At 39.0% G+C, this 25,870-nt stretch carries 25 protein-coding genes and 1 tRNA gene; 11 read left to right on the top strand and 15 right to left on the bottom strand.

Features of this window, described 5'->3' with window-relative positions; all coding sequences use genetic code 11:
- Nucleotides 1-14: 14 nt before the first annotated feature.
- Entirely contained in the window at nucleotides 15-224 is a 210-nt protein-coding gene (locus EHR01_RS03265) for a hypothetical protein (protein ID WP_002973897.1), read from the bottom strand.
- A 130-nt stretch (nucleotides 225-354) separates the two neighbouring features.
- On the opposite strand from EHR01_RS03265, the gene fliG reads away from it, so the two are divergent.
- Entirely contained in the window at nucleotides 355-1,374 is a 1,020-nt protein-coding gene (gene fliG, locus EHR01_RS03260; RefSeq protein ID WP_135693156.1) for a flagellar motor switch protein FliG, read from the top strand.
- A 22-nt stretch (nucleotides 1,375-1,396) separates the two neighbouring features.
- Here the strand turns inward: fliG and EHR01_RS03255 are convergent.
- Nucleotides 1,397-1,473, bottom strand: a tRNA-Asp gene (locus EHR01_RS03255).
- A 103-nt stretch (nucleotides 1,474-1,576) separates the two neighbouring features.
- Here EHR01_RS03255 and EHR01_RS03250 point away from each other — a divergent pair.
- Entirely contained in the window at nucleotides 1,577-2,251 is a 675-nt protein-coding gene (locus tag EHR01_RS03250; protein WP_135693886.1) for a CDP-alcohol phosphatidyltransferase family protein, read from the top strand.
- Nucleotides 2,252-2,352: 101 nt separating this feature from the next.
- On the opposite strand, the gene EHR01_RS03245 is transcribed toward EHR01_RS03250, so the two are convergent.
- From EHR01_RS03245 to EHR01_RS03230, 4 genes are all read right to left on the bottom strand, one after another.
- Nucleotides 2,353-3,207 carry an ankyrin repeat domain-containing protein gene (locus EHR01_RS03245; protein WP_135693155.1) on the bottom strand — a complete coding sequence of 285 codons (855 nt, stop codon included), beginning with the start codon at nucleotides 3,205-3,207 and terminating at the stop codon, nucleotides 2,353-2,355.
- A gap of 189 nt (nucleotides 3,208-3,396) precedes the next feature.
- Nucleotides 3,397-3,687 (bottom strand): hypothetical protein, encoded by a 291-nt coding sequence (locus EHR01_RS03240; RefSeq protein ID WP_135632433.1) that lies wholly within the window; start codon nucleotides 3,685-3,687, stop codon nucleotides 3,397-3,399.
- A 229-nt stretch (nucleotides 3,688-3,916) separates the two neighbouring features.
- The gene (locus EHR01_RS03235; RefSeq protein WP_244309995.1) at nucleotides 3,917-5,773 is read right to left on the bottom strand and encodes a PP2C family protein-serine/threonine phosphatase; all 1,857 of its coding nucleotides are present in this window, start codon (nucleotides 5,771-5,773) and stop codon (nucleotides 3,917-3,919) included.
- A gap of 186 nt (nucleotides 5,774-5,959) precedes the next feature.
- Nucleotides 5,960-6,583, bottom strand: coding sequence for a TetR/AcrR family transcriptional regulator (locus tag EHR01_RS03230; protein WP_135693154.1), 624 nt, complete (start codon nucleotides 6,581-6,583; stop codon nucleotides 5,960-5,962).
- 147 nt (nucleotides 6,584-6,730) lie between these two features.
- Here EHR01_RS03230 and EHR01_RS03225 point away from each other — a divergent pair, with 147 nt between their 5' ends.
- Together EHR01_RS03225 and EHR01_RS03220 are read left to right on the top strand one after the other, a co-directional pair.
- Nucleotides 6,731-7,375, top strand: coding sequence for a class II aldolase/adducin family protein (locus EHR01_RS03225; protein WP_135693153.1), 645 nt, complete (start codon nucleotides 6,731-6,733; stop codon nucleotides 7,373-7,375).
- 33 nt (nucleotides 7,376-7,408) lie between these two features.
- Complete coding sequence (locus EHR01_RS03220; RefSeq protein ID WP_135693152.1) at nucleotides 7,409-8,140, top strand: class II aldolase/adducin family protein; 732 nt, start codon at nucleotides 7,409-7,411, stop codon at nucleotides 8,138-8,140.
- Between the two features lie 24 nt (nucleotides 8,141-8,164).
- Here EHR01_RS03220 and EHR01_RS03215 read toward each other — a convergent pair whose 3' ends face one another.
- The 4 genes from EHR01_RS03215 to EHR01_RS03200 form a co-directional block, all read right to left on the bottom strand.
- Nucleotides 8,165-8,653, bottom strand: a complete 489-nt coding sequence (locus EHR01_RS03215) for a GyrI-like domain-containing protein (protein ID WP_135693151.1) — start codon at nucleotides 8,651-8,653, stop codon at nucleotides 8,165-8,167.
- A gap of 78 nt (nucleotides 8,654-8,731) precedes the next feature.
- On the bottom strand, nucleotides 8,732-9,592 hold the full coding sequence (locus tag EHR01_RS03210) for an AraC family transcriptional regulator (protein ID WP_135693150.1): 861 nt from the start codon (nucleotides 9,590-9,592) through the stop codon (nucleotides 8,732-8,734).
- Between the two features lie 11 nt (nucleotides 9,593-9,603).
- The gene (locus EHR01_RS03205; protein ID WP_135693149.1) at nucleotides 9,604-10,623 is read right to left on the bottom strand and encodes an HD domain-containing phosphohydrolase; all 1,020 of its coding nucleotides are present in this window, start codon (nucleotides 10,621-10,623) and stop codon (nucleotides 9,604-9,606) included.
- Nucleotide 10,624: 1 nt separating this feature from the next.
- Nucleotides 10,625-13,969, bottom strand: coding sequence for a PAS domain S-box protein (locus EHR01_RS03200; RefSeq protein ID WP_135693148.1), 3,345 nt, complete (start codon nucleotides 13,967-13,969; stop codon nucleotides 10,625-10,627).
- A gap of 496 nt (nucleotides 13,970-14,465) precedes the next feature.
- On the opposite strand from EHR01_RS03200, the gene EHR01_RS03195 reads away from it, so the two are divergent.
- Entirely contained in the window at nucleotides 14,466-15,218 is a 753-nt protein-coding gene (locus EHR01_RS03195; protein ID WP_135693147.1) for an SDR family NAD(P)-dependent oxidoreductase, read from the top strand.
- A gap of 237 nt (nucleotides 15,219-15,455) precedes the next feature.
- Here EHR01_RS03195 and EHR01_RS03190 read toward each other — a convergent pair whose 3' ends face one another.
- Nucleotides 15,456-15,797, bottom strand: coding sequence for a winged helix-turn-helix transcriptional regulator (locus tag EHR01_RS03190; RefSeq protein ID WP_244309960.1), 342 nt, complete (start codon nucleotides 15,795-15,797; stop codon nucleotides 15,456-15,458).
- Nucleotides 15,798-16,006: 209 nt separating this feature from the next.
- Between EHR01_RS03190 and EHR01_RS03185 the strand changes: the two genes are divergently transcribed.
- Nucleotides 16,007-16,810 carry an SDR family NAD(P)-dependent oxidoreductase gene (locus EHR01_RS03185; protein ID WP_135693145.1) on the top strand — a complete coding sequence of 268 codons (804 nt, stop codon included), beginning with the start codon at nucleotides 16,007-16,009 and terminating at the stop codon, nucleotides 16,808-16,810.
- Nucleotides 16,811-17,032: 222 nt separating this feature from the next.
- Here the strand turns inward: EHR01_RS03185 and EHR01_RS03180 are convergent, their stop codons facing one another.
- On the bottom strand, nucleotides 17,033-17,893 hold the full coding sequence (locus tag EHR01_RS03180) for a flagellar hook-basal body protein (protein WP_100790507.1): 861 nt from the start codon (nucleotides 17,891-17,893) through the stop codon (nucleotides 17,033-17,035).
- 112 nt (nucleotides 17,894-18,005) lie between these two features.
- On the opposite strand from EHR01_RS03180, the gene EHR01_RS03175 reads away from it, so the two are divergent.
- The 5 genes from EHR01_RS03175 to EHR01_RS03155 are packed head-to-tail and all read left to right on the top strand — an operon-like array spanning nucleotide 18,006 to nucleotide 23,427.
- The gene (locus EHR01_RS03175; RefSeq protein WP_135600463.1) at nucleotides 18,006-18,374 is read left to right on the top strand and encodes an RNA recognition motif domain-containing protein; all 369 of its coding nucleotides are present in this window, start codon (nucleotides 18,006-18,008) and stop codon (nucleotides 18,372-18,374) included.
- Nucleotides 18,375-19,577 carry an ATP-grasp domain-containing protein gene (locus EHR01_RS03170; RefSeq protein WP_135693144.1) on the top strand — a complete coding sequence of 401 codons (1,203 nt, stop codon included), beginning with the start codon at nucleotides 18,375-18,377 and terminating at the stop codon, nucleotides 19,575-19,577.
- Nucleotides 19,574-20,182 (top strand): class I SAM-dependent methyltransferase, encoded by a 609-nt coding sequence (locus EHR01_RS03165; RefSeq protein WP_135693143.1) that lies wholly within the window; start codon nucleotides 19,574-19,576, stop codon nucleotides 20,180-20,182. Before EHR01_RS03170 ends, EHR01_RS03165 begins: the two co-directional genes overlap by 4 nt.
- Nucleotides 20,182-21,063: a class I SAM-dependent methyltransferase gene (locus EHR01_RS03160; RefSeq protein ID WP_135693142.1), complete on the top strand. Its 882-nt coding sequence runs from the start codon at nucleotides 20,182-20,184 to the stop codon at nucleotides 21,061-21,063. Before EHR01_RS03165 ends, EHR01_RS03160 begins: the two co-directional genes overlap by 1 nt.
- A 9-nt stretch (nucleotides 21,064-21,072) precedes the next feature.
- The gene (locus EHR01_RS03155) at nucleotides 21,073-23,427 is read left to right on the top strand and encodes a YhjD/YihY/BrkB family envelope integrity protein (protein WP_135693141.1); all 2,355 of its coding nucleotides are present in this window, start codon (nucleotides 21,073-21,075) and stop codon (nucleotides 23,425-23,427) included.
- Nucleotides 23,428-23,499: 72 nt separating this feature from the next.
- On the opposite strand, the gene EHR01_RS03150 is transcribed toward EHR01_RS03155, so the two are convergent.
- From EHR01_RS03150 to EHR01_RS03140, 3 genes are read right to left on the bottom strand one after another with little or no spacing between them, the layout of a single operon-like run.
- Complete coding sequence (locus EHR01_RS03150; protein WP_135693140.1) at nucleotides 23,500-23,982, bottom strand: rod-binding protein; 483 nt, start codon at nucleotides 23,980-23,982, stop codon at nucleotides 23,500-23,502.
- Nucleotides 23,983-24,017: 35 nt separating this feature from the next.
- Entirely contained in the window at nucleotides 24,018-25,154 is a 1,137-nt protein-coding gene (locus EHR01_RS03145) for a flagellar basal body P-ring protein FlgI (protein ID WP_208721728.1), read from the bottom strand.
- A gap of 14 nt (nucleotides 25,155-25,168) precedes the next feature.
- Nucleotides 25,169-25,867 carry a flagellar basal body L-ring protein FlgH gene (locus EHR01_RS03140; protein ID WP_244309959.1) on the bottom strand — a complete coding sequence of 233 codons (699 nt, stop codon included), beginning with the start codon at nucleotides 25,865-25,867 and terminating at the stop codon, nucleotides 25,169-25,171.
- Nucleotides 25,868-25,870: the final 3 nt, after the last annotated feature.

Below are 25,870 nucleotides of genomic sequence, written 5' to 3'. Positions count from 1 at the left end.
GAAGTGGTTGTAGTTTATGCTGCGAAAAAATCAGCGCTTTGGATGTCTGCGATAGGGATACGAACCACACCATTCGCTAGATTTCCAATCACTACATCGTCCATCATTTGGCGATTTTTATCGAGTTCAATACTTTGTCCGTCTTTCAAGTGGAGAACGATATCGATTCCTCGGTAGTGGATGTATCTTTCGAGTGTGTTTTTGAATTTGTGTGCTTTGTCCATCTGGTTTTGTTTCCCTTATCTTTGTAACTTACAAAGGGTATCGTACGAAGTTAATGAGACCTTTAGAAAATTTTGTCTCATTAGATAAGTTTTTTTTGACAGTATCAGGAAACTGGGAGAATTATGTCACATGAAGCCCGAGAACAGTACATCCGCCACTCCTGGCGTACGGAAAGCCGCCCTCCTCCTTTTATCCCTTGGCAAAGAAAGAGCTGCCGATGTCCTGAAACATCTCGATGACACCATGCTCGAAGCAGTGATTCTGGAAATGTCCAAAATCCGCTCCATCTCGAAAGAAGAAAGAGAGGTCATCTTAAAAGAATTTCATAATACCATAGAAGATTTAAACGAAACCACATCCGGTGGGCTCTCTACTGCGAAATCCCTTTTGGAACAGACTGTCGGAACAGAAAAAGCCAATGTGATCCTAAAAAAAATCCACAAAGAAGAGACTAAAAACGATTTTGAATTTTTAAACCAAGTGGAGCCGGGAGTTTTGCAAGGAATGCTCGGAACTGAATCTCCACAAATCATTGCCGTGACCTTATCACATTTGGATCCCAAAAAAGCGGCTGATGTTTTAAAACTCTTTCCCAAACCAGAACAGGCAAAAATAGCTGTAAGACTTGCCACCACTTCCAAAACCCATCCTGATGTGATCCAAAATATCGCAAGGATCCTCAAAAAACGATATGAAGAAAGGGACAAACAGGAATACTCCGAAGCAGGTGGGGCTCACGTCCTTGCGAACATTTTGAACTTTATGGAAAAAGGGGCCGAAGAAACGATTCTTTCCGAACTAGAAGAATCTTCACCCGATGTAGCCGACCAAGTCCGTGAAAAACTTTATACCTTTGAAGACATCCTTTCTTTGGATAATAAAGAAATGCGAATCCTTATCAACCGTTTGGCTGATGACTCGTCCATATCTCTTGCCATCCGTGGTGCCGGAGATGAAATCAGGAAAAAATTCCTAAACAATATGAGCCAAAACAGGTCTGAAGATATTTTAGATGCCCTGGATATGAAACCACGAGTCACCTTACGAGAGATAAACGAAGCAAGAAGTAAAATTGTGCAAGTGGCGAGAGTTTTAGAAGAAGAAAACCAGATTCTATTTAAGAAAGAAAAAGAAGAATATATTGAGTGAAGGGAAAATCTAAGATATCCGATGGCGGAGTTGACGGGGCTCGAACCCGCGACATCCTGCGTGACAGGCAGGCACTCTAACCAACTGAGCTACAACTCCATCGGAATAAAGACCAAAGTATAGAATCGACTCCGAGAGTCAACACAGTTTTCATTTGTTTTCTTGCCTTTCGTTAGAATTTTTAGAATCTGGCATTGGTTCTATGCAAATCGAAGAAAAAAAAGCCAAAGACCTTTTCCAGGATCGTATCTTTACCCTTTCCAATTTTTTATCTGTGTTTCGGGTGTTGTTACTCCCCTTTTTTTTCCAAAGCACATATGCCTATGCACATGATCCTGCGAACTTACGCGCTTTTTCTGCATCGATCTTTTATGCACTTGCTGCTGTCGTCAGTGATTACCTCGACGGACTCTTTGCTCGTCTCCTCCACCAAGAAACCACTCTCGGTAGATACTTAGATCCAGTCTGTGATAAACTCGTTACTCTCGGTGGACTCTTTGTGGTTACCATTCATTTTGATTTTCCTAGTTGGATCCTCATTGTATATTTTATTAGAGAGATCCTCGGTGTTTGGCTTGGTGGGTATTTGTATTTAAAACGTGGATTACAAGGTCGACCTAACTGGTGGGGAAAATTTGGTGTGGGAATTGTAGCCGTTTCCGTGATTTGGTATATGTCATTACCTTACTTTTTAAAGTTTGGTGCCCCTTATTCTTTTTTACTCCATCCTGTGATCTCTGCTTATGTTTTACTTTTTGTCCTCACAGCAGGTGTTGTGGCTTATATCGTTCGGTATTGGAATATTGTCTTCCATCCAGAAGCCATTGAGTTAGATCCAGAAAACAAAAAACAGGCCAAAAAATACCAAAAGATTTAATTTGATTTCTACTGATCATTTCATTTGGCAAGAGGTCTTTTAAGTCCCAACCAGAAACCAAAAGTAGAAATCAAACTTATCAATACTTTGTTAGTCGTTTATTATTTCAAAGTACCTGTTCTTTTTCTGCGGAGTAAATACCACTCATACAAATTTTGTCCCGTTTCTGCCCAAACAAATTCCGCATAATGGTAGTATGCCCCATCAGCTGCATTGATTGTGAGTGCTGAATAATTTTTAGGATTCTCATACACACCTTTTGCGATATCTGCAGGCATTTCAGTAATAGCACCTGTAGCAATGTGTTTGTATTTAGTGAGGATTTTGCCATCTGTTGTTTTGGCTTTTGCATCCGTAATTTCGAGTTTTTTCATTCCCTTGGATTGCAAGTAAGAAAGAAATTCTGGTTTTCCTTGGGATTTTCTAGCTTCGGCCATTTCCCAAATAGCATTTTTTCCAGAACTATTGTAAACGTTTACGTTCGCACGAGCTTCCACCAAAACCTTTACTAGTTCCAAATCAGAGATACGAACGGCATTCCATAAGGCTGCGTCAAAGTCTGGTGCAAACGTATATTCGCGGTATCCTGCAATGTTTGGATTGGCTCCTTTTGCCAAAAGTAATTTTGCAATTTTAGCATTGGCCACTCGGTCGAGAGCTGTTCTTGCACCCCAACGAAATTTCATTCGGAATGGTCCAATTCGATCTGTATAATCACATTCTTTAGAGCGATTATCAACTTTAGCACCTTTGTCTAGGAGAAGTTTTACTAGACCTTCATCACCTTCCATAGCAGCAATGGTAAGTGCATGAAAACAATCAGACGTTTGGTTTACTTCAGCACCTTCTTCAATCATTTGTTTGGCTTTGTCGAATTTACGATCTTCGATTGTGTAGGGCAAACTCGCACAAGAGACGAATGCCCATAAAAGGATAAGAGGAATGAGATTTTTCATGCCAGCATCATAACGACAAAGATTCGAAAGGCAAGAGAAAAAAGGAAACGAGTTGGAGTGGTTGGATTCTATTTGTTAAGGAAGGGGGGCCTTGAGCGTTTCTTTTCGTGGTGAACTAAGGGATAATAGAACAGGTTCTAATTTAGAAAGGATATTCCAAAGGAATCCAATCTATTATCCCAAAGGGAATTAACGTCTTTTTTTCTTTCTTGCGACTTTTTTCTTCGCTGCTCTTTTCTTAGCAGTTTTCTTTTTCGCGGGTCTCTTTTTCGAGAGAACTTTCTTAGTTTTTTTCTTTGCCGCTTTTTTCTTTTTAGCAGCCTTCTTCTTTTTAGGAGCCGCTTTTTTGGCTTTTTTCTTCGCTGCTTTCTTTTTTGCGGCTTTTTTCTTCTTAGGAGCTGCTTTTTTAACCACAACTGCTACTTCCGGAGCAGGTTCTTCTTGGATTTGTGGTATTTCTATTGTTTCGTTTTCTTCCATACATGTAACCTTATGAAGATAGTATCAAATCTTCCTTCTGGAAACGATAACAAAGCTTGGATTATTAAAAGTAAATTCATTTTTATGATGAAGCATCACACAAAACTAATTTATTTAAAAATGATTCTATTTTTGAGAGAATGTTTGTAAATTTTCTATCACATCACCTTAAAGTTTGTAAACAAATTCACCTAACCCCTAAGATACGAGTTGGACCACCAACTTTGGCTCAAGTACTTCTGTGATTTTGTAAACGTAGGATTTCTTTTTGGTATTCTTCTGCTTTGTCTGGCCGTTTTGACTTTCGATACAGCCGACTGAGAATCTTAATGACCGGGATTACCTCCGGTTTCCTACTGTAGATCCTTTCGGCCATGTCAATGGCATCATCAATCAAACTTGCTTTTGCATATTGGATGGCACCATCAAAGATCATTTGAAGCCCTGATGGGTGGAGATTAGAAAAATTCTCAGCGGCACGACCAGCTTCGGCCGGTTTCTCCAGTTTACGATACACTCGGTGCAATAATTTCCATACGGCTGGGTCAAAGGGATGGAGGTCAGCATATCGGATGAGCAATGGGAGGGCTTCCTTGTCCTGGTTTTTTTTGTGAAGCCGGATCGGCTCTTCTAAATTCGCATTTCTCTCCCTGGAATCCCATTGGGTTTGGGGATGGAACCTTATGCTCAGTAAAGAAAGATCATCTGTTAATTCTCCGATTTTTTGGAGAATTTTGCCCAAAGTTTCAATATCCCCAAGACTTGCTTCCGCATGTAACAAAATCGATGTATGGTCCATATTGATCACTCGGTTTGTATCGGTTGTATTTCCCATACTGAGATCATCACGCCCATCGGATCCAATGATGATGGTATCTCCTGGGCGAATCCAACAAGTTTCAATCCTTGCTTTGTCCTTTTGCATTCCCAATTTAAAATTGGTGGCTTCTTCCGATAAAAAACTAGCCTTTCCATCTCTCAATCGAATCGGAAAAGGATGTTCCGCATTCAGGTAATACAAAAATCCATTTTCTTCATCCACTAAACCAAGGAGAAGGGACATGGACATCGAACCATCAAAACCTTCAAACACATCATTTAAGTCATTGAGTGCAGTGTGTAACCATCGTTCGGGATAATATCCAGAAAGGATTCCTTCTCTATGAGTTCGTTCTACCAAAGCACGAAAGGCAGTCCCAAACACAAGGACTCCCCCTGCTCCTTGCATTGATTTACCCATTGCATCCCCATTGGCAAAAACAAGATAACTGCGTCCACGAAGAACAATCTGGTCTGCCACACAGATATCTCCTCCCAGTTCATATTCTCTATTTTTGAATTGGAATGATTTCTTTTGTTTGATATAGGTTTGGAACTGAACCGTTTTCGAACGGATGCGAATCCCGGAAAGAGGACGAGTGAGAAGTGACGTAAGATAATAATCTCCATCTTGTTGGTATTTCAAACGACTCACTTCTCCTATGGCATCTTCATAGGAACGATTGAGAGTTCGTAACATCAGTCCGAGTAAAAATAAAATGGAAACTCCTGTGATGAGAAAGTCTTCACTGCGAGCCTTCTCTGAAGAATAATCAAAAAACCATTCGGGATGAACTGTCTGGATGTAATTCACTCCAAAGAGGGCTCCGACAAAAAATACAATGGCCATCCAATCAAACTTCTTTCCAAGGATGAGCATATTCAATACAAGGATGGGAGCCAGTAACATCACATTGGCACTGACAATCCCACCACTGTATTTGATTTGTAAAAAGGATGTCAGTGAACTTATGATAAAAGTGGGAAGGATGAGGATTTGAAATTTGTTTTTAAACCGTGCTAAATAATAAAAAAGACAAGCAAATCCAAAAGCAACCCAAAGAGAAATAAGGCCACCTATTTCAAATCCTTCACGAAAGAATTCAGAGGTAAGTCCCACTCCCATCGCAATGATGCCCGCAAAGAGTGTTCCATTTAAGATACGATGCCTCATCACAAACCGATCGGTTGGTCCCAGAACAAAAGAAACGAATTGGATTAGAATATGATTCCATTTTCGAACCAATGAATGGAATGGACCTACCATCATCTCGGACTCTCCTATGCGAAAAGGCATTTACGATCAAAAGGAAAGAACCAAAAAGTCCCCATCAAAATCTTTTTGAGATTGGTCCTAGCCCAAAGACGTAAGAGGTAATCTTACAAAAAACGAACAATTGTCGATTGTTTTTTCTGGGATTTGGGAAAATCAAAGAGCGAAAGGAAAATGAATTTATTTCCGGTCTTTTAGATATTCAGGTAAGTAGGATCGTAAATAGGCAACTGCCGCCCTTCCCGCTTCGCTCACCATTTCTTCTGTGATTTCCCCCCCTTCACGATACGAAAATCGAAAGACGGAATCAATGATTGAAACGGCAATCCCCACCTTTCGTGCTGCCTCCGGCCAATCAGGAAGTACAAATCGTTCTGCCACTTGAGACAAAGCAAGTGCTGCGATTTTATCATCCAAAGCCTTTCCAATGTACATGGTTTCTTCGTTTCGAACTCCATAAACAACTCGAACCAAGGCTGGGTCTTCTCGAACCACTGCGGCTGCTTCTTTTGCTAAAAAATGTACATAGTCTTGCCAAGAGCCAAAAACGGAAGTATCTACTTTGGCCAGTCGTTCGGAGACCAATTCCGAATGCACCAAACGCAGTCCCAGATAGAGCGCTCCCAGGTTGGGAAAAAAATGATAAGCAGAAGCACGTGGAATCCGAGCTCTTTCGCAAACCTTTGCGTAGGTAATGGATTCCGGTGATTCGGTTCGCAAAAGCTCTCGCAAAGCTTGGACAAGGATCGCTGGCCGTCCAAGGTCCTCTGTCTTTTCCGAAAGATTTTTGGTTTGTTTTCGCATTCTTACCGACAAGTGCCGAGTTTTTATCCTAATTCAAGTAAAAAATGGCACTAAAACGAAAAATTAGTCGACAAACGCCCGAATCATTAGAAATTCTAATCGACAAGAGTCGGGTATTCATTCCACCCGAGGCAGGAGACGAAAGCAATGAAAGATTCCAAAATTGAAACCGTAAGAAAGGCGATGCTTTCCGCCTGTATCAAGTTAGCTGATCTTGGTTTTTTAGCAGGGGTCGGTGGAAATTTAGCAGTACGGATTGATTCGGAACTGATGGCAGTCACTCCTTCAGCAACAGATTATTATACAATGAAACCAGAAGACCTTTGTATTTTACAAATCAAAGATCTCAAGATGGTAGATGGCACCAAACAACCAACAACGGAAAGTGGAATTCATGCATCTTTTTTTAGTCTGAGACCAGAAATCCAAGTGAGTTTACACACACACCAACCACTTGCAAGCGCAGTATCTTTACTTGGTTTGGATATGGATATTGAATCCCAAGAAGGGAAAAAAAATATAGGAAATTTTGTACGAATTGTATCCTATGCTCCGTCTGGAACTTCCTTTCTTGTCAAAGCATTTCGAAAAAGAATTATCAAAGAGACCAATGCTTATCTTTTGCGTAATCATGGTTTGGTTTGCGGAGCTTTGACATTGGAACAAGCAATCGCAAGTGTAAAGTTATTAGAAAAAGAAGCGGCACGTTTTCTAAAAACAAGAATCGAAAAAAATCCAAATTTATCCCAGATGCCACAAGAAATGAAAACTCAGTTAATCGAAGCTCTCTAAAATCAATTTGTGAATTCGATCGAAGGAAAAACAATGAAATCATCTACTACCAAAAAACTAAATCCAAAATCTGAAACACAAACTGATGCAGAAGAATTAAATCATTTATGGCACCGCTTAGATACAAAAGGTTTATTACAATCTCATAAAGCCGATCTATCCTTTCGTCTTCCGGGCAAAGGAAGTTTTCTTCTCATCCATAGAGGGGAAGGAAAAAAATCAAAAGTGGAAATTGGCGAATTCCCCATTGAAAATCCAACCGCAGCGATCAAAATCCAGTCCAAGGACGAAGCGACTCTCAATCAAATTCGCTTCCATGCAAGTTTATATTCTTTAAGATCTGATATTGGGGCCATCGCTTCGTTTCAGCCAGAATGGAGTTCTTTACTAAAGACACTAGACCATCCTCTCCCATTAGTATTCGATGAACAGTGCCGCCAATTAGGAGCACCGGTCTCTCCCATTCCCAAACGAATTGATGGAACTGTAGAAACAAGTTCCATTGTCCTCGGAGGAGCCAACGCCTTTTTGGATGAAGAGGCAGTGGTCATCACGAGTGTCACTCGAGAGAAAGCCATATACAATTGTGAGTTGATTGAAAAATGTTCAAAAGCTTATCTTTTAGCTCACTCCACAGGAAGTCCGATCAGAAACATTCCTTGGTGGGTACGTTTCATTGCAAAAAGTAGACTACTCAAAGATGAAAAAAAAGCAAGCATTGCTTACGCCCGTGGTGAAAGACCAACGGGATTTAAGGCCTACTAACACTAGTTCAATCAAGAAAGCAGACTAACGAATTCCTAAGTAAATATCAAACTGGGAATGGTTGGGGTCTTTCGCGTTGGTACCGTAGATTTCCAAATCGGTTTTGTAAGATCGATTTTTGCGGTATTTTTCTTCTGACCAAATTTTTTTCCAAGTATTCATTCCAATTTCAGAAATTGGACCCCACTCCGTGGGAACTTGGAGATAATCAGACTCAAAAACACTTACGGTTGTTAAGTGAGGTGGAAGGGAATCCAGAGAGCTGACCTTCGTGCCAATTAAAATGGTGTATTCCCCGTGTTCGTCTGTTTCAAATTCTGTATAAGCCACAACGATTTCGGAAGGAACCAAAGGATTTGGAATTTGGGAAAGAATCCCCTCTTCCCAAAACCTTTGCCAAAGGGTGGCAATTTTTCCTTTTCCAGACATTTCTTTCGCATTGGAGGTTCGTGCTGTGATCCCGACAAGGACCATCGGTCCTAAATGAATTTTGTGAGTTGAAGTTTGTTCCATAAATAGATCCTAACGCAAACTGGATTTGGGTTCTTGACTATTTGTGCTTTTTTATAAAAACTAAGTGAAAAAAAGAATTTATTTAATAGGGATATAAATTTCTGATTCTGGATTTGTATTTGATTGGAACCGGTCATCAAACAAATCAAAATCATCGCTAAATTCTCTTTCATACCCAGTGTTTGGCATCCAAGTTCCGTAGATATATTTCCAACCATTCAGGATGTCTTGGTTTTGGTTTCCGGGGACAGTAAACACCATATACTTTGCTGGTTTTAATGTATATGCGACAAATCCAGAAGGAATTTTTGTCTCCTTTGTGACTTGTGCCCCAATCATCACATCAAAATTTTCCGCATAATCCCAGTTTGTGTAAATACCAATTAAAGATTGATTCACTCGGTTGGGGATTGGTTCCATAAAACCACCGCCGATAAATTCTCCCCAGAATTTAGGAATATCGATTTCATTTTGGCATTTCTGCATGGTGGTTCGGTATGTTTTTCCAATAAAAGTGATTTCGTTTTTGGTCACTATCTGTGTTTTGATTTTTGATCCATCAATCCGAATCCCATCTCGTAATAAATCCACCTCCAATTTAGAAAAATTTTTATGTTCTAACTGACTTCTATATTCTGATGGATTGAATCCATATTCGGATCGAAAGGCACGAAGAAAAGATTCTGGAGTTGTATAATGATATTTTAATGCAATGTCAATGATCTTATCTTTTCCTAAAATTAAATCATTCCCTGCCTCGGTAAGACGTCTTTTTTTTATATAGGTATAAACAGAATAACCAGTCACATAACGAAACACCCGTTGGAAATGCCATCTGGATTGAAAGGTATTTTTGGATACATCTTCTGCACTAATATCTTCTCTTAGATTTTTTTCGATAAATTCAATCGCTTGTTTGATATGGTCATAATAATCCATTTCATTTTACATCATTTCGAATCTTTACTTTTCTGCATTTCCATTTCTTCGGGCCATTGGTTTTTGATCTCTAGAATTTTTGGCAAAACTGTAATGAATTTTTGTACTAAAACAGGATCAAAATGTTTTCCTGATTCTTGTTTGAGAAACTCAATGGCCGCATCTACTTCCCATGCTTTTTTATATGGCCTTACTGTCGTTAAAGCATCAAATACATCAGCGATTGCAATGATTCTCCCTTCCAAAGGAATATTTTCTCCTTTTAATTGGTATGGATATCCTGTTCCGTCGAACTTTTCGTGATGAGTAATGGCAATGGATCTAGCTAATTTCAAAAGACTCGAATGATGATCTCCAATGATTTCAGCTCCTATCTCTGGATGGCGTTTCATCATTTCCCATTCTTCTGGACTTAGTTTCCCCGGCTTTTGAATGATAAAATCAGGAATTCCAATTTTACCAACATCGTGCATAGGTGCTGCATTCAGAATTTCTTCTGCTTGTTCAGAGCTGTAACCAAAAGCAAGAGCTAGGGTTTGAGAATAATGACTCATACGAATCACATGCATTCCCGTTTCATTGTCTTTATATTCAGATGCCATACCCAAACGTTGAACAATCTGTAAGCGGGTGGTCTTTACTTCATTTACGTTGACAAGCGAAAGATGGTTTTTGATCCGGGCTTTTACAATGGGAGGGCTTACTGGTTTTGTGATATAATCAACAGCACCTAACTGAAATCCTTTTTCTTCATCTTCGATATCGCTCAGTGCAGTGACAAAAATCACAGGGATATATTTTGTTTTTTCATTCGATTTTAGAATTTTGCATACATCATGGCCAGTCATCTCTGGCATCATCACATCAAGCAAAATGAGTTCAGGTTCTTCAGAAATGGTAAGTTCAATTCCTTTGTTTCCATCTTTGGCAAATAAAAGCTGGTAGTCTTTCTGTAAAATTTCATTGAGTATTTGTAAGTTTGTCGCTTCATCATCAATGATCAAAACCTTCGGTTTATGATTTATTTCCACTCTAACCTTCTCCCATAATTCGAAGTTTTAAATTTTTTAAATTTCGGATTGTATTTTCAAAATCAAATTCTTGGATAAAAGAATCAATTTCTGAAACGATATCAGAAAATATTGAATCCGTTAACGTATTATATAAATACGACCATTCAGTTTGGTCGACTGCACCTTTAGAAAAAGAATCGATCAATTTTTCAATGGCTGAATCTAACCGGTCTTTCAATTCCACAGGAATCTTTCGAATGACTTGAGGTGATACTTTTTTTGTTTTTAATTCTTTTGCAAACTCAGTTACAAATTTTTGGTAAGACTCTTCAAAGATTAGTTTAAAATTTTTAAAATCTAGCTTGGTCAATGTTTCCTTTTGTAATTTTGTTTCTAAATTAAGTGTGTGTTCAGCTATGGAATTGATTCCTAAATTTGATGAAACACCTTTGATTCGGTGTAGAATTGCTCTTTTGTCACCGAGTTCACTAGGGAACTCATTTGTATCCTCAAACTCCCTTCGGAAATCAGAAAAAAAACCATCTAACATCGAAACATATTTTTCCAAAGAACCAAAGAGGCGGATCCCCCTCCTTGTCTGAAAAAAATCTATTTCGTTTGGATCTAAACTTGTATTATTTTTGAAAGTTGCTTTGTTCCCAAAAACTTTTTCAATTTCTGAAAACAAATCTTGGAGATCAATCGGTTTGGAAACAAACCCATCCATACCTGCATTTTTGGCCGAAACCTTATCTTCATCAAATACACTTGCGGATAATGCAATGATCGGAATGCGAGAAGATCCTTTTTTCTCATAGGTTCGAATTTGCCTTGTGGCTTCCAATCCATCCATTTCTGGCATTTGGATGTCCATTAAGATCAAATCAAATGGTTTGACTAAAAATAAATCCAAGGCTTCTTTTCCGTTTCTTGCAATCTCCACCTCATGACCGTTCGAAGTCATCAGAAGTTGGATGAGTTCTACGTTTTGTTTTACATCATCAACGATGAGGATTTTGGAACTTGGTAAATCCAATTGGATCTTTTCATTTAACTCGAAAACCGGGACTCCCTTCTCCAAAGGAAGAGAAAAATAAAAATCAGTCCCAACACCAAGTTTACTTTCGACCCAAATTTTTCCTTTCATCAGTTCGACTAATTGTTTTGAAATTGTGGTTCCAAGTCCTGTCCCACCAAATTTTCGACTCATGGAAACATCTGCTTGGGTGAAAGGATCAAAAATTTTTTCCATCCGATCCTCTGCAATCCCAATGCCTGAATCTTGAATGCGGAATAACACCTCTGAATCTTTTTTGGTAATTTCCAGTTGGATTAGTCCTTCTTTTGTAAACTTAACCGCATTGCCAAGTAAGTTTGTTAAGATTTGACGGATGCGTAAACTATCACCTTTATAATAGTCTTCCAGATTGGGATCGAGATGAGATTGAAATTCCAAACCTTTCTTTCTAGCTTCCATTCCCATTGCAGAACAAACTTGGTCAACAAGCGAATAAAGAGAAAAATCGATTGTTTCTAGTTCTACTGCACCGCGATCTAATTTAGCTGAATTCAAAACATCGTTTAACAGACGCAATAATGACTTAGCAGAATTTTTTACAGTTTCTAAATGGTTTTTTTGATTTCCTAACAAATCACCGGCAAGTAAGACTTCAGTAAATCCAATAATGGCATTCATCGGAGTTCGAATTTCATGACTCATATTTGCCAAAAACGTAGTTTTGGTAATGGCAGCCATCTCTGCTTTTTCTTTGGATTCAATGAGAGCTTCTTCAATCATCCTTCGATCGGTGTTGTCTAAAATCACACCATCCAAATATTTGACTTTTTTTTCTTCATCAAATACAAGTCCGCCGTATTCAAGAACCCAACGAATGTCTCCTGACTTCTGAATGATTCGATAGTTTAAAACAAATGTATCGGAGGTATCAATGGCGTTTTGAATGAGATTGGCTACATGGCTTCTATCTTCAGGATGAATGATTTCGGAAAATGTACGGATCCGTTTTGGTTCTATAAAATCTTCTGCAGGATATCCAGATAAAGTAAAGATGGCATCACTCATAAAAATTGAAGTCCAATGATCATCGGCAAAACACCGATACACAACACCTGGAATATTTTGAATGAAAGATTTTAGTTGTTCTTCATTTTCTTTTAAAGCGTTTTCGATAATGATTCGTTCCGAAATATCACTGATCAATCCGACAAAAACATCATCTTGAGGGAGTTTGGTATGGCCAATGGCCAAACGAATCGGAAATGTGGTTCCGTCTTTTCGAATGGCAATGGTTTCCCTACCGACACCGATAATTTTGGCTTCCCCTGTTTTTAAATAATTGGAAAGATAATTGTCATGTTCCCTTTGAAAAGGGTCCGGCATCAAAATCTTTACATTTTTGCCAATAATCTCTTTTGCTTTCCATCCAAACATTTGTTCGGCTGTAATATTAAATTCTTGGATGATTCCTTTTGTATTGATCATCACAATGGCATCGGCAGCAGTTTCAATAATCGCTCGTAACCTAGATTCACTTTTTAAGAGGTTCTGAAAAAGATCTTTATAACTAATAAAAGCAATGGTAACAACTGCAGACCCAATCACAAAAATACTACCAAATCCGACAAGGGCTGCCAAAAAAAGCTGATCTGAATTTGTTTGATCCAAAACCTGACCTGGTTCTAAGACAAATCGAGCAGCGGCCATTCCAGTATAGTGCATCCCAGAAATGGCGCTTCCCATCACAATCCCACTCAGCAATGTTAAATATTTAGTTTTTATTTTTAACTTTGATTCTTTTAAACGAAACTGAATCAAAATAGAAAGAATCGCAAGAGAGATTGCAACCACAAGAGAAACCAAAAACAAATACGGATCATACATAAGCTTTGGCCGCATTTCCATTGCGGCCATTCCCATATAGTGCATAAATCCAATCCCTGCTCCGACTAAAATCCCTACAGAAACTAATTCTTTGCGGGTTATCTTCTTTTTATTTAACGTTTGCAATGCGAAGTATGAAGCAAAAAAACTGGGAAGGATAGAAAGAATTGTTACTGATTTATGGTAAGTGACTTTTGTACATAAGTCAAAAGACATCATCCCGATAAAGTGCATGGACCAAACCGCTCCACCCATCGATAAACTAGATGTAAATAGAATGGCCAAACGAGAGAATTTGTTCTCAACGTTTGAAAAACGGCTGAGCATATAAAGAGAAATCCAAGAGGCAAAAATAGAAATGAAAATGGAAAGAGAAACCAACCAATAATTATAAGTACCTTCGACAAAGAACAATTGATCCGCATCTAAGATAAAAAAATGTTTTAGAAATTCGATCCCCATTTCTGTCTCCTCACGCCATCTAAATCCTATCATTTATTTAAGGATTCTTTGGATACCAGGTAAATTAGATAGATTCTAAAATGTAAGTTTTATTTTCAGTACTATCACTAACGAAAAAAGAAATAACCTGAAACCTCGGAGCAAGTTGTCATATTTTTTACTATATATCAAATAATAGCGAAAACAAAACATTCGCATAACAAACGTTATTACTAAATATTGTTCAAATATATTAATTTTCTAATTCTGCTAAGTTCCCAATTGCACCAATTCTATTTTTTAGGAAACAAAAGTCAGTAAAACCGCGATTGTGATTTGAGTTTTCCTCTTCAGCCTACATTTCTATTGAAAATAAAGTCATATCTTCAATTCATTTAATTTTATGTATAAGATTATAATCAATTTAATATACCATTCGGTCTACATTTAAACACTTCATCTAACAATGATTTATAATTTTTATTGCTTCTACTGCTTACCTAAATATGTTTTGGTTATGGAATTAATTTTAAAAAATAAAAATGCAATTGTGACTGGTGGTGCACTCGGAATCGGGAGGGAAACCTGTTTGTTACTGGCAAAAAAAGGAGCTCACGTTCTTGTTTCCGATATCAATGTAGAAGAAGGCTCTCGTCTTGCCGGGGAAATTGAACGTTTAGGTGGGTCAGCTGAATTTATCAAATGTGATGTAACAATCGAAGAAGAAATCATTTCCGTCGTTGAAACATTCAAATCTCGCAACCAAAGATTGGATATTATGGTGAACAATGCAGGAATTGCCAATAAACCTACCTTTATGCATAAAGTGACAACAGAGGTTTGGAACCGTTTGATCTTAATGGATCTAACCAGTGTATTCTGGTGCCAAAAATATGCCACAAAACTGATGCTTGGTGACCGTATCGGTGGATCCATTGTGAATGTTGCCTCCATCGCAGGGCTTGGTGCTTCTCCTTCGCTTGGACCTTATTGTGTGGCCAAAGCGGGAGTGATTGAACTGACAACCACAGGTGCCTTAGAAGTCGCACGATTTGGTGTTCGGATCAATGCGGTCTGTCCCGGTTGGACAGAAACTGCCATCCTAGATGTAGCTGGAGAAAGAGGAAAGGATGCGATGGAAAAAAATATTCCCATGGGAAGGCTTGGCAAACCATCGGAAGTGGCAAACCTCATAACGTTTTTAGCATCCGAAGAATCCAGTTTCATTACGGGATCGGTATATCGTGTGGATGGGGGAACAAGGAGTTAGGAGTTTGTGCATCCATTCCTCTGTGAAAGGGATACGAAGGGCTTGGTCTGACGAATGTCAGACGGAAGCGTTAGCGCACCCCGGAGAAGCCCGGTCCCCGAAAGTCGATAGAATCGAAGCTCTAGTAAAAAGAACTTAATATAAATTTAAAACAATGTCTTTCGGGGATTCACACGAGAAAAAAAATCCTATGGCAGAAAGGAAATCTGATGATTCATTAAGAAAGATTTCATTTATCTAATCCTTCTCTGTAGTTGACGTCAGTTCCTTTTTTAGGTCTTTCATCAGAGCGCGCACAACTGTTTCTTTATCTTTTTTTACTGCTTTCATTCTATCTTTTAGATCTTTAGGAATATCAAAATACTTTTCAGCCCATAGATGAATTTCCACTAAGATAGGAAGTAAATCGATTCCTTTATTCGTTAACTGATACAGAACTTTTGCTTTGCTATCAGGATGGTCTAATTTTTCAATCAGATCATTTTCCTCGAGCAACTGAAGCCTGGATGCAAGAATATTTGTAGCAATGCCTTCTCCTGATTTCAAAAAATCACCATAAGTGCATTTTTTATGGTTCATGAGGTCTCTGATAATGAGAAGGGACCACTTATCCCCCCAGATATCAAGAGAACAACTAATGGGACAATCTGATCTTTTTTGATTTGTTGGCATAATTTTTCAAAAATTTCACTTGCAAATTAAAAGTAGTTTTCGTCCATTATACTTGTAAATTGCAAGTGATTAGTATATAGGATTTCAATTTACATGATTAAAAGCAAGGATAAAATATGAAACAGACAATTCTCGTTACAGGCGCTTCTTCTGGAATCGGGCTTCTGATCGCAAATAAACTCCATAAAGACGGTCATACTGTGGTCGGTACAAGCCGAAATCCAAAAAACCATTCCTCCCAAGTGCCTTTTAAAATGATTGAATTGGACATTACCTCGGATAGCTCCATCGAATCCTTTGGAAAACGATTGTTTAATGAAATTCCAAAATTAGATGTTTTAATCAATAACGCGGGATATTTAGTTGCAGGTCTTGCTGAAGAGACATCGATTGATTTAGGGAAACAACAATTTGAAACTAATTTTTGGGGGACTGTGAAAATCACCAATCAGTTGTTACCCTACTTTAGAAAACAAAGATCTGGAAAAATCATAACCGTTGGATCATTTTTAGGACTGATTGGACTACCAACCGTTTCCTACTACTCCGCTTCAAAACATGCACTTGAAGGTTACTTTAAGGTTCTCCGTTTTGAACTTAGAGACTTTAACATTAAAGTAAGTATGGTGGAACCAATGAGTTTCCAAACAAATATTGGTAATAATGCGGTTCGTTCTGATTTGCAAATTGAAGATTATGATGTTTTACGCAAACAAACTGCGGCTTTTTCTAAAAATGAATTCAGTAATTCGCCAACACCTGAACCAGTGATAAGCACCATCGTTCAAGTGATTCATGAAAAAGATCCAAAATTTAATTTTCCAGTAGGCGCGGGTGCCTCCTTTATCCTTACGATGCAACATTATGCATATAAACTATTCGAAGGTGCTATCTTAAAGAAGTTGCGTAACGCTAAATAATATTCGTTAACAAATAGTGAATTTATATGAAATGACAAAGGAACAAATCATCCGGTAGTGGACAAAGTGTTCCGGTTTGAAAAATTCAATGAGACTTTGGTTTATGTAGCAAGTGGACATTCGAAAGGGGGTTGTTGTAAACGTAATTTAAATTTTTACAACAACCTTTGATGGAAGGATATCTCTATAGTTCGAATCAAATAAATTATGCGATAATATAACCTATCGCATAATTTCGAATAAACGACCAAGTAAACTGTCTTGGGTTTGCATGGTTTTGGAGTTTGCTTCGTATGCGCGGTTTACTTCAATCATGTCTACCATCTCAGTTACGACAGATACATTCGAAGCTTCTAAGTAACCTTGTAAGACTTGTGGGGCAAGAAGTTCAGGAAAGGCAGTAGGTTCGCCGGATTCAGGAGTGTCGGAATAAAACGAGTCCCCTTCTTTGTCTAAGTGGCGTGGGTTTTCAACCGTGCGGATTTTTAATTTATCAAGTAGAACTGGATCTTCAAATCTGTTTTCGCTAAAATTGGTTCCGTCTTTGGGTGCGGTTCCGAGTTTGGCATTGATGTAGATTTCCCCATTTTCTTTCACAAGGAAATTTCCTTGGTTCACTTGGATGGGACCTTTTTCTCCAAGAAGAGGAAACCCTTGGGGAGTCACCACAAACCCATTTTTATCCAAAACAAAACTCCCACTCCGAGTGAGGCGTTCTCCCCGGTTGGTAAGAACGGAAAAGAAGGCAGGTTTTTCCATTCCGGGTTGGTCTTGGACCATCAAATCAAAAATATTATCAGTTTTTTTCACAGCCCCTTGTTCGAAGCGAGTGTACACTTCATTTACCTCGGCACCAAACCCTAGTTTACCGACAACTGGGGATGTATCAAAGGAACCCATAGGAGTTTTTCCAATCCCATCTTCTGAGTATCGATGGAGTAACATTTCGGGAAAGGTTTTGAAGACTGTGGTATCTTTTTTAAATGCAGTTTTATCCACATTGGCCAAATTGTTGGCAATCACATCCATTCTCACTTGTTGGGAAATCATCCCATTGGCACCAGTATAGAGTCCTCGTAACATAACGTTCCTACCTATATTTTCTTTCGACAAGATCCGCCAATTCCCCAAGAGAAAATGCGACATAGTCAAAAAAGAGTTGAAGTTTTCACAAAAATTCATAGAAAAGAAGGACATGAAGTTATCCATTGGAAACCTACCCCAGTCGCTTACCGAAGAAGCCTTAGAAAAACTTCTTTCTGCTCATGGAAAAGTGGAACACCTCCAAATCAAACGGGACAAAATCACCAAGGTATCCTTGGGATATGGAACGGCAGATATGGCGGATGCTGATGCCACCAAGGCAATTTCGGCTCTCAACGGAAAAGAAATCGAAGGTAAGGCCATCGTCCTCGTCAACCAGGAAGAACTGACCAAATCCCAAAATGAAGCCGCGAAAAAGAAAGGAAGCCCAGCCGTTTCCAAACCTACTTTTGGCAGAAACCAAACTTCAGGTGGTGGCAATACAGGAGTCCAAAGAAGAGGCGGGTCTCGCGGTTCATAGATGAAACAGCTTACCGGCAGTTATCTTTCCATCGGAGCCGGAGAGAACCAAATCCCACTCATCCGAGCGGCAAAAGCCAGGGGACTCAAAGTAATCTCTGTTGATACAAATCCAGAGGCCCCGGGTCTTGTGGAATCAGACATTCGCATATTAGAATCTACTCATGAGTATAGAAAAATCCTTCATGCCATGAGTCGTGTCCCTCTTCCTTTCAAACTAATGGGAGTGGGTTCCAGGTCATTTGGAAAAGCAGTTTATACAGTTTCTTATTTAGCAGAAAAATTAAAACTCCGGGGAAATCCTCGCGATACGGTAAATTTGTTTTTAGACAAAGAAAGGTTCAAAAACTCGGTGGGAAAATTTGGGATCCCCCTCCCCCCTTCCGTACAAACTAACTTACAACCCAAAGCCAAAGAAAAAAAGGTGGAACTAAAGTTTCCACTCATCGCCAAACCGAAAGAAGGTTCTGGGAAAAAAGGGATTACTGTATTCGATTCGGAAGCAGAGTTTAAAAAATTCACTCGTTTGAAAGCAAGTGAAGGCTATCTTTTGGAACCTCTGATTTCTGGGGATGAAGTTACTGTCCTTGGTTTTGTCATTGCCAGACGATTTTATTTGATTTCTCTCACAGACAAAATTACCACTGGAAAACCTAACTTTATTGAGGTGGCCCATGTGGCACCTTCCCAACATATCGATATGGCAGGAGAAATCAAAATGATCTGCCAGGCAGTTGTCACGGCAACCAAACTAAAAACGGGACCTTTTGTTGCCGAATTCAAAATCACCAAAAATAAAGAATGTTTTCTGATCGAATCGGCTCCTGAAGTAGGCGGAGAATTTTTGGCAGATGTTCTTATCCCCGAACACTACGGATATAAATACTTTAATGATTTACTTTCTGTGACCATTGGTGAAAAAACAAGGCCTGGTTTTTTAAAAAAAGCGAAGGACGGAATCACCAAATCGGCATTAGTCTTTACCCTTCCCCCGGAACGCCAAAAAAGGATGGGAGAACCTTTCGTCTTAGAACCAAACACAGGTGAATCTGTCTTTTTCCAAAAACAATTGGTACCGAGCGGTGCGACACTCGATAAATTAGAAGGAAATCACAAAAGAACCCAAGTGTTTGGTATCTCAACCAAACTATCCATTTCCACCAAAGATTGGTTAGATTCCATTTTTCAAAGAATCAACTCATGAAAAATGTCTGGGATGAACACTATGAAAGACCTAAGTCAAAATTGGCCTTTCCGGATGAAAATTTAGTCCGTCTTTTGTCTAGGATCCAACCAAAGAATAAAAATGCACTAGACTTTGGCTGTGGTTCTGGAAGGCATTCTTATCTTTTGCAAAATGAAGGTTATTTTGTCACTGGTTGTGACAATTCAAAAACCACCATTGATCTGTTAAATGAAGGTAATTCACCGATTCGTTTCCTCCACACTCCAGACGCAGACCTCCCATTTTCTCCTAATGAATTTGGGCTCATCTTAAGTTGGGGAGTTTTCCATTATAACAAAAGAGAGGAGGCAAAAAAACTCCTCTCCTCTTTATATGAATCCTTGGATGCTGGCGGGTATCTTTTGGGTTCGATCCGCGCGGATGGGGATACCCATCTGGGTCTAACACAAGGAAAAATGAATTTATCCGACTTAAGCGGCGGTTATGCGGAAACCTATTCTCTTGAAGATTTAAAATCTTTTTTATCCATTTTTTCCAAAACATCGATTGGTTATTCGGAAAGAACTCCACTTGGAAAACTAGAGGAGCGTATTTGTCACTGGTTTTTCCTTGCTGAAAAATAATGAATCCGAACCCTACTTTGTCCGAAATTTGCCCTCTAGACCAAACTAACGATTGGGAACCACTTTACACAACAACCGGTAAATATGCAGGTTTATCCATCGTGGAATGCAAACACTGCAAACTCCAAGCACTCTATCCTCGCCCCAACCAAAAAGAACTTTATACCAAAGACTACTACCAAGGCAAAGCGGAGTATACATACATCGATGAAAGGGATCATAAAAAATTCTTTCAGTATGTTTGGAAGGCAAGGATTCGCAATATCAAAAGGTTCGTAAAGTTCGGAAACTTTTTAGACATTGGATCTTCCTTTGGGGGATTTTTAGAATCGGCAAAGATGGAAGGATTTTCTGTGCAAGGTGTGGAAATTTCAGAGTATGCTTCCCGTTATGCGAATGAAAATGGAATTCCTACTTTCCAAGGGGATTTACTGGATGCAAAATTTCCAAACGAATCCTTCCATGTGATCACGATGGTAGAAGTGATCGAACATATAGAAAATCCAAATTTATTTTTTAAAGAAATCACTCGGATTCTAAAACCAGGAGGACTTCTCCTATTGCAAACTGCCAATTTTGATGGATGGCAAGCCAAATCAGAAGGTTCAAACTATCACTATTATATGCCTGGCCATGTTTTTTATTACTCCGATACCATCTTAAAAAAAATATTGACGAACCTTGGATTTAGTCGTTTTGTATCGTACTTCGGAGTGGATTTTCCCTTATATGCGAAACTACAAAAATCGAGAGGATCATTTCACAAATGGAAAGATTACTTCCAATGGTTTCGCATTTCGTTCTACCATTTTAAGTCAAAATGGAAACGAAACGGATTCCCCATCACTTCCAGTTACGTTTTGTACGCTTTTAAAAAATAGGTAGACCCAATGAATGACACCACCCAACCTCCTTTGCTTGTACGACTCACTACGATTCCAGAAGAAAAAGGTTGGAAACGAAAACTCATTTTAGGGATTCGAGTTCTCCTTGTCTCCATCCACCGGTTTATGAAAGATGATTGCCTCATCATTGGATCAAGTCTTGCTTATACAACCATTGTCACTCTGATCCCAACACTCACAGTAGCACTTGCTCTCATCACTGTTGCTTCGGGGATCCAAACAAGGCAAGGGGAAATGGTAGATGAAATCAATGCCTACCTACTCCGAAATAATATTCAGTTTGATATCACACCATATCTCGAAACTTTAACAGATATCATTTCCACCGCTTCTCAAATTGGAGCCGTTGGATTTGTTGTTTTTATTTTTTCTGCAACGGCAGTACTACGGTCTTTAGAAAAAGCCTTCCATATCATTTGGAAAATTGACCTTCACAGAAATTTTATCAATAAGTTTGTATTTTATTTCTTTTTAATTTCTTTTGGTCCTCTTCTCTTTGTTGTCGGAAAAAATATCACAGATAAAATTTCTGATTCCGTTCGCCCTCCCCATCTCAAATCCATTGTTTCCACCAAACATGGAGATCTTTGGGTGGCAGGAGAAAAAGGAAATATTGGAAGTATCAAAGAACTAAATAAACCCGTATCCTTTATTCCAAATTCCAGTATTGATTTCGAAAATATGCTTTGTATTGATTTTGATACTGTAGAAACAGGAACCTGTAAAAAACCCGAGATCTCAAAAGAAAATTTTTTCCGGATTCGTAGTGTCGGGAATGCCCTATTTTCCATCTCGGAAGAAGGAAGTTTTCTTTATTCCAATGATTTAGGAAACACATGGAAACTTCATTCACTCAAAGGAATCACCGTCTCAGATTTTGGAGCCATTGATTATGATACTTTATTTATCCTAACAAAGGATACACGAACCCTTCGTTATGAAATCGGAAAAACTTTAAAAGAAATCAAAAGATTCACCGATCCTGCTATCACTCCCATTCGGATTCGTTTTTTTTCCGACAAAGATGGATTCATTTTGGACCGAGAAGGAAGGCTCTGGAAAACGAGCGATGGAGGGATCACTTTTTTCCCACAGGAAATTTCGCCTAAACCTTTAAATGACATTGCATTTCTCAATCGTAATGTTGGGTTTTTAGTGGGCGATAGTGGCGCTGTATTCAAAACCGTGGACGGAGGGTATACTTGGACAGACCTAAGTCATAGAAAGTATTCCTACGAACGTATTTGGGTATTTGCCTCTCCTAAAAAACAAGATTATGATGTTTATATCCTCACTTCACTTGGTGATATTCTTTTGTCAGAAGATGAGGGAGAAAACTGGTCCACCGCTTATAAAGGAAAAGCCGGGATGATTTTGGATATGGTCCTTCTTTCCAAAAAAACGAAAGAAACAGCGGAGGCTGTTACAGAGGGATCAGAATCCCAGGCAGAAGAAATAGTGGAAATCGAAACAGAACCGGAAGCTAACTCCCAAAGCGAAAGTATGTTAGGTTTAGTAGGTGTTGGAGAATTCAATAAAATCATTCGAGTGGAGGAAGATGCGAAAGGCCAAACCATTTGGAAAAAATACCAAGGGGGAAAAAGGTTCTTCTCTCTTTATTCCATTTTCCAAATTCTCCTACCTCTCCTTGCTCTTTGGCTTTTCTTTTTGTTAATTTTTAATATCATCCCTAATACAAAAGTTCCGATCAAAGCATCTTCTATTGGTGCAGCGGTGACTGGAATCATTCTCATCATTTTCTTTTGGGGGTTTATCAATATCTATCTAACCTCATTCACGGAAAAAACGATGATTGTGTATAAGGCTCTAGCGGCAATCCCCATTGCACTTCTTGCCATTTACTCCATCTCACTGATCATCCTGTATGGTGCGGAAGTCACTGCCACTTTACAATTCCCAGACCGATACATCCTTCCGAAACATCCGTTCGATGACATTGATAGTAATTTGTCTTATGAATTTTACAAAACCATTCAGGTATTGGCCCTCACCTATGACCACCAATCCAAACAGGGAGAACTCATCAAACTTTCTGGGATACGGAAAGCGCTTCTCATGCCAGAAAAAGATTTAACTACCATTTTAGAAAAGTTAAACGAGGCCAAACTAATAGAGACAACGGAAGACAAACGAGTAGCTCCAGTAAAACTGAAAGAACAGATTGATCTGGTTGCCTTATACGAACAAACTTCCAGTTTTAAAATTGGGGCACCGAAAGAACTCAAACAGATTTCGCCAAAACTAAATGAAAGCCTAAGTGTGTTGGAAGAGAAACTAAAAGAAGAACTTAAAAAAATCTCGTTTAAAGATTTGATTTAAGGAAAAACCAAATCAATTGAATGAATTGTTCGCTTTCGATTCTCCCTGTGGTATCGAAAGCGACTAAAGGGTTTAGAAATAAGGATTTTTTTTCACGGGCGGAAGGGATGCAGACATCTGTTTGTAGATCTCTTCTGCAAGTCCCATGGATTCGTTTTGGGAAATGTTCTTTGCATACTCATCGTATAACATATCTTCAAAAATTTCTTCCGCGTAACCACCATCAATGAGTTTTTCTTTGTGAATGGTGTTTTTCATTTCCTTTAACATCATCTTCACAAATACAGACTCAAATTCTACGGACGCATCATAAAGTTTTTTTCTGTAAGGATCTTCTTTTATCTCCTCGCGAATGTTTTGTGGGACTTTGAGCGAAGAAGAACTGACCTTACCTATAATTTCTTCATGGTTTTCTAGTAAGTTCTGGAAATCAGACAGACCTTGTTTTTTTGGTTTTCCAACTTCGTCTGCATAGGACTTCATCCGCGTGAGAATGGATTCATCCTGGGAGCGGCTTAAGCGGTTCGAGTAGTCTTGGATTTTGTGAATGTCCATATTATGTCTTCTAAATCTATCGGCAGATTTTCCAATTACTGAATCACAAGTTCCGCTTTTAAGGCCCCTTGTTTCTTCAAAGCCTCAAGAATCGAAATAATGTCCCGGGTAGAAGCCCCCACCTTGTTGAGAGCTCCCACCACATCCGAAACTTGGGTGGTTTCTTTGAGAACAAAAACAGATTCGCCTTTCCCTTCTTCTTGGATGGGAAAAAAATACCGAGCCTTGTCTCTACTGGCAATTTGGATGGTCAGACCTTGTTGGGAAATAGCCACTTCATCAATGGCAATATTTGCTCCCATCACGATCGTCCCTGTCCTTTCGTTGATCACCACACGGGCCACAGGCGAAGAATTAATCGTTAAATTTTCTAACTTCGCAAGAAAGGCCAAATCCAGTTTGGGTTCTCCTGTTGCCATTTCTCCGGGAGAAGTTTGGCCAGAGGTTTTTAGAGGAAGGGGAACTAGGACTTCTGTAGGAGAGACTACTTCCGGAACCACAGCAAGTTCGGCGGTTATGGCATCCACAATGGCACCCATAGTTGTATAATCTTTTTCGAGAAGTGTGAGTTTGACTGATTTTGTCACAGGGGCATTGGGAACCGATTTTTCCAAAATCGCACCCATTGGAACAAGCGCGGTATTGGATCCTGATTTTTTATCAGCACCACCTCGTTTTTTCTCTTTCCCACCAAACGCGAGTATGCCGGAAGCAACGGCAATGGTTTCCCCATTCCCTGCTTTGAGTGGAGATTGCAAAAGCACTCCCCCTTCCAAAGAACGTGCATCCCCCAAAGAAGAAACTAAAACATCAATTTTATCCCCTTCTTTCAAGTTGACCGGAACGTTGGCTGTGATGAGAACAGAAGCTGTGTTTTTGGCATCCCTTAGATTCTTTTTGGTATTCACACCAAGACCTGCGAGGTAATTTTGTAAGGCCTCTTCAGTCAGAGGATTTTTTGTATCTCCAGTACCATTGAGACCTACCACAAGGCCAAACCCTGTGAGTTGGTTTTCGCGAACCGCATCAATTCGCACGAGATCCTTTAGTCTTGTTTCTACAGCAAAAATAGGGAGAGTTCCTAAAAGGAAAACGACACTTGCGACCAATGGTTTTGAAAAAAATCGGAAAGTTTCTTTTTTAAACTCTAGGTAAGTATGATTTTGATTCATGGATAACATTCTATTTACTCACTTTCACCTAAGAGTCGTTTGATATTTTTCAAAATGATTTCTTGTTTTTCTGGCTCCGATAGTTCTGCTTTTTCAGTGACGGTTCCATCGGGATTTGTGATCCGTTTCATTTGGATATTAGGATTTGTGAGTTCTTTTGGATTTAAGGTTCCTTGGTATTCCACTCTCAGGTTGGCAATCAGATCACTCGAAATGAATCGATTTTTATCTAAATCTTCAGGAGAAATAGTTCCCGACAAACGAAGGTTAATTCTTTCTTCCGATAAATTAAATACCTTACTTCCCTCAAGTTCCAAATTCCCCGTACCTGGATCAATCCCTGTAACAAGGACTGCCATGACACCTACCACTTTGCCTTGAGATTTGGACTTACCAACTTTGGAACGCATGTATGTGGAATTCGAGTTATAAGCAGGAAGGTCGGGAACTAACTTTTTATCGGGAACCGTTTTGATATCGTTATCAAAAGTAGCTTTGTATTCGGATTCATATTCGACTCGAAGCCCGTTTTTTAAAACCACTTTAACAACTGTCCCTGGTTGGATGGTTTTCGGATACGAATACGGATCCTTGTCTTTCCATAAAGAATCCGCAACCAAAGTAGAAGCAGATGTAAAGAATAACAAAATAACAAGTAGAAATAAAAAAGAAAAAATATTCGTTGGTATCTTTTTAGGTTTATCTTTCAACATGAT

Origin of the sequence: Leptospira mtsangambouensis (assembly GCF_004770475.1) — a bacterium.
GTDB lineage: Bacteria > Spirochaetota > Leptospiria > Leptospirales > Leptospiraceae > Leptospira_A > Leptospira_A mtsangambouensis.
The sequence above is the reverse complement of the archived record's forward strand: the minus strand, read 5'-3'. Positions and strand labels throughout refer to the sequence as shown.

Bases quoted from the DNA above. Each gene is read 5' to 3' on its own strand.
- EHR01_RS03165 (WP_135693143.1), top strand. From the start codon at position 19,574: ATGAAAAATGTCTGGGATGAACACTATGAAAGACCTAAGTCAAAATTG.
- EHR01_RS03160 (WP_135693142.1), top strand. From the start codon at position 20,182: ATGAATCCGAACCCTACTTTGTCCGAAATTTGCCCTCTAGACCAAACT.
- EHR01_RS03190 (WP_244309960.1), bottom strand. From the start codon at position 15,797: ATGAACCATAAAAAATGCACTTATGGTGATTTTTTGAAATCAGGAGAA.
- EHR01_RS03265 (WP_002973897.1), bottom strand. From the start codon at position 224: ATGGACAAAGCACACAAATTCAAAAACACACTCGAAAGATACATCCAC.
- EHR01_RS03180 (WP_100790507.1), bottom strand. From the start codon at position 17,893: ATGTTACGAGGACTCTATACTGGTGCCAATGGGATGATTTCCCAACAA.
- fliG (WP_135693156.1), top strand. From the start codon at position 355: ATGAAGCCCGAGAACAGTACATCCGCCACTCCTGGCGTACGGAAAGCC.
- EHR01_RS03235 (WP_244309995.1), bottom strand. From the start codon at position 5,773: ATGGTAGGTCCATTCCATTCATTGGTTCGAAAATGGAATCATATTCTA.
- EHR01_RS03195 (WP_135693147.1), top strand. From the start codon at position 14,466: ATGGAATTAATTTTAAAAAATAAAAATGCAATTGTGACTGGTGGTGCA.
- EHR01_RS03200 (WP_135693148.1), bottom strand. From the start codon at position 13,969: ATGGGGATCGAATTTCTAAAACATTTTTTTATCTTAGATGCGGATCAA.
- EHR01_RS03245 (WP_135693155.1), bottom strand. From the start codon at position 3,207: ATGAAAAATCTCATTCCTCTTATCCTTTTATGGGCATTCGTCTCTTGT.
- EHR01_RS03175 (WP_135600463.1), top strand. From the start codon at position 18,006: ATGAAGTTATCCATTGGAAACCTACCCCAGTCGCTTACCGAAGAAGCC.
- EHR01_RS03215 (WP_135693151.1), bottom strand. From the start codon at position 8,653: ATGGAACAAACTTCAACTCACAAAATTCATTTAGGACCGATGGTCCTT.
- EHR01_RS03140 (WP_244309959.1), bottom strand. From the start codon at position 25,867: ATGTTGAAAGATAAACCTAAAAAGATACCAACGAATATTTTTTCTTTT.
- EHR01_RS03150 (WP_135693140.1), bottom strand. From the start codon at position 23,982: ATGGACATTCACAAAATCCAAGACTACTCGAACCGCTTAAGCCGCTCC.
- EHR01_RS03145 (WP_208721728.1), bottom strand. From the start codon at position 25,154: ATGAATCAAAATCATACTTACCTAGAGTTTAAAAAAGAAACTTTCCGA.
- EHR01_RS03185 (WP_135693145.1), top strand. From the start codon at position 16,007: ATGAAACAGACAATTCTCGTTACAGGCGCTTCTTCTGGAATCGGGCTT.
- EHR01_RS03155 (WP_135693141.1), top strand. From the start codon at position 21,073: ATGAATGACACCACCCAACCTCCTTTGCTTGTACGACTCACTACGATT.
- EHR01_RS03225 (WP_135693153.1), top strand. From the start codon at position 6,731: ATGAAAGATTCCAAAATTGAAACCGTAAGAAAGGCGATGCTTTCCGCC.
- EHR01_RS03250 (WP_135693886.1), top strand. From the start codon at position 1,577: ATGCAAATCGAAGAAAAAAAAGCCAAAGACCTTTTCCAGGATCGTATC.
- EHR01_RS03170 (WP_135693144.1), top strand. From the start codon at position 18,375: ATGAAACAGCTTACCGGCAGTTATCTTTCCATCGGAGCCGGAGAGAAC.
- EHR01_RS03220 (WP_135693152.1), top strand. From the start codon at position 7,409: ATGAAATCATCTACTACCAAAAAACTAAATCCAAAATCTGAAACACAA.
- EHR01_RS03230 (WP_135693154.1), bottom strand. From the start codon at position 6,583: ATGCGAAAACAAACCAAAAATCTTTCGGAAAAGACAGAGGACCTTGGA.
- EHR01_RS03210 (WP_135693150.1), bottom strand. From the start codon at position 9,592: ATGGATTATTATGACCATATCAAACAAGCGATTGAATTTATCGAAAAA.
- EHR01_RS03240 (WP_135632433.1), bottom strand. From the start codon at position 3,687: ATGGAAGAAAACGAAACAATAGAAATACCACAAATCCAAGAAGAACCT.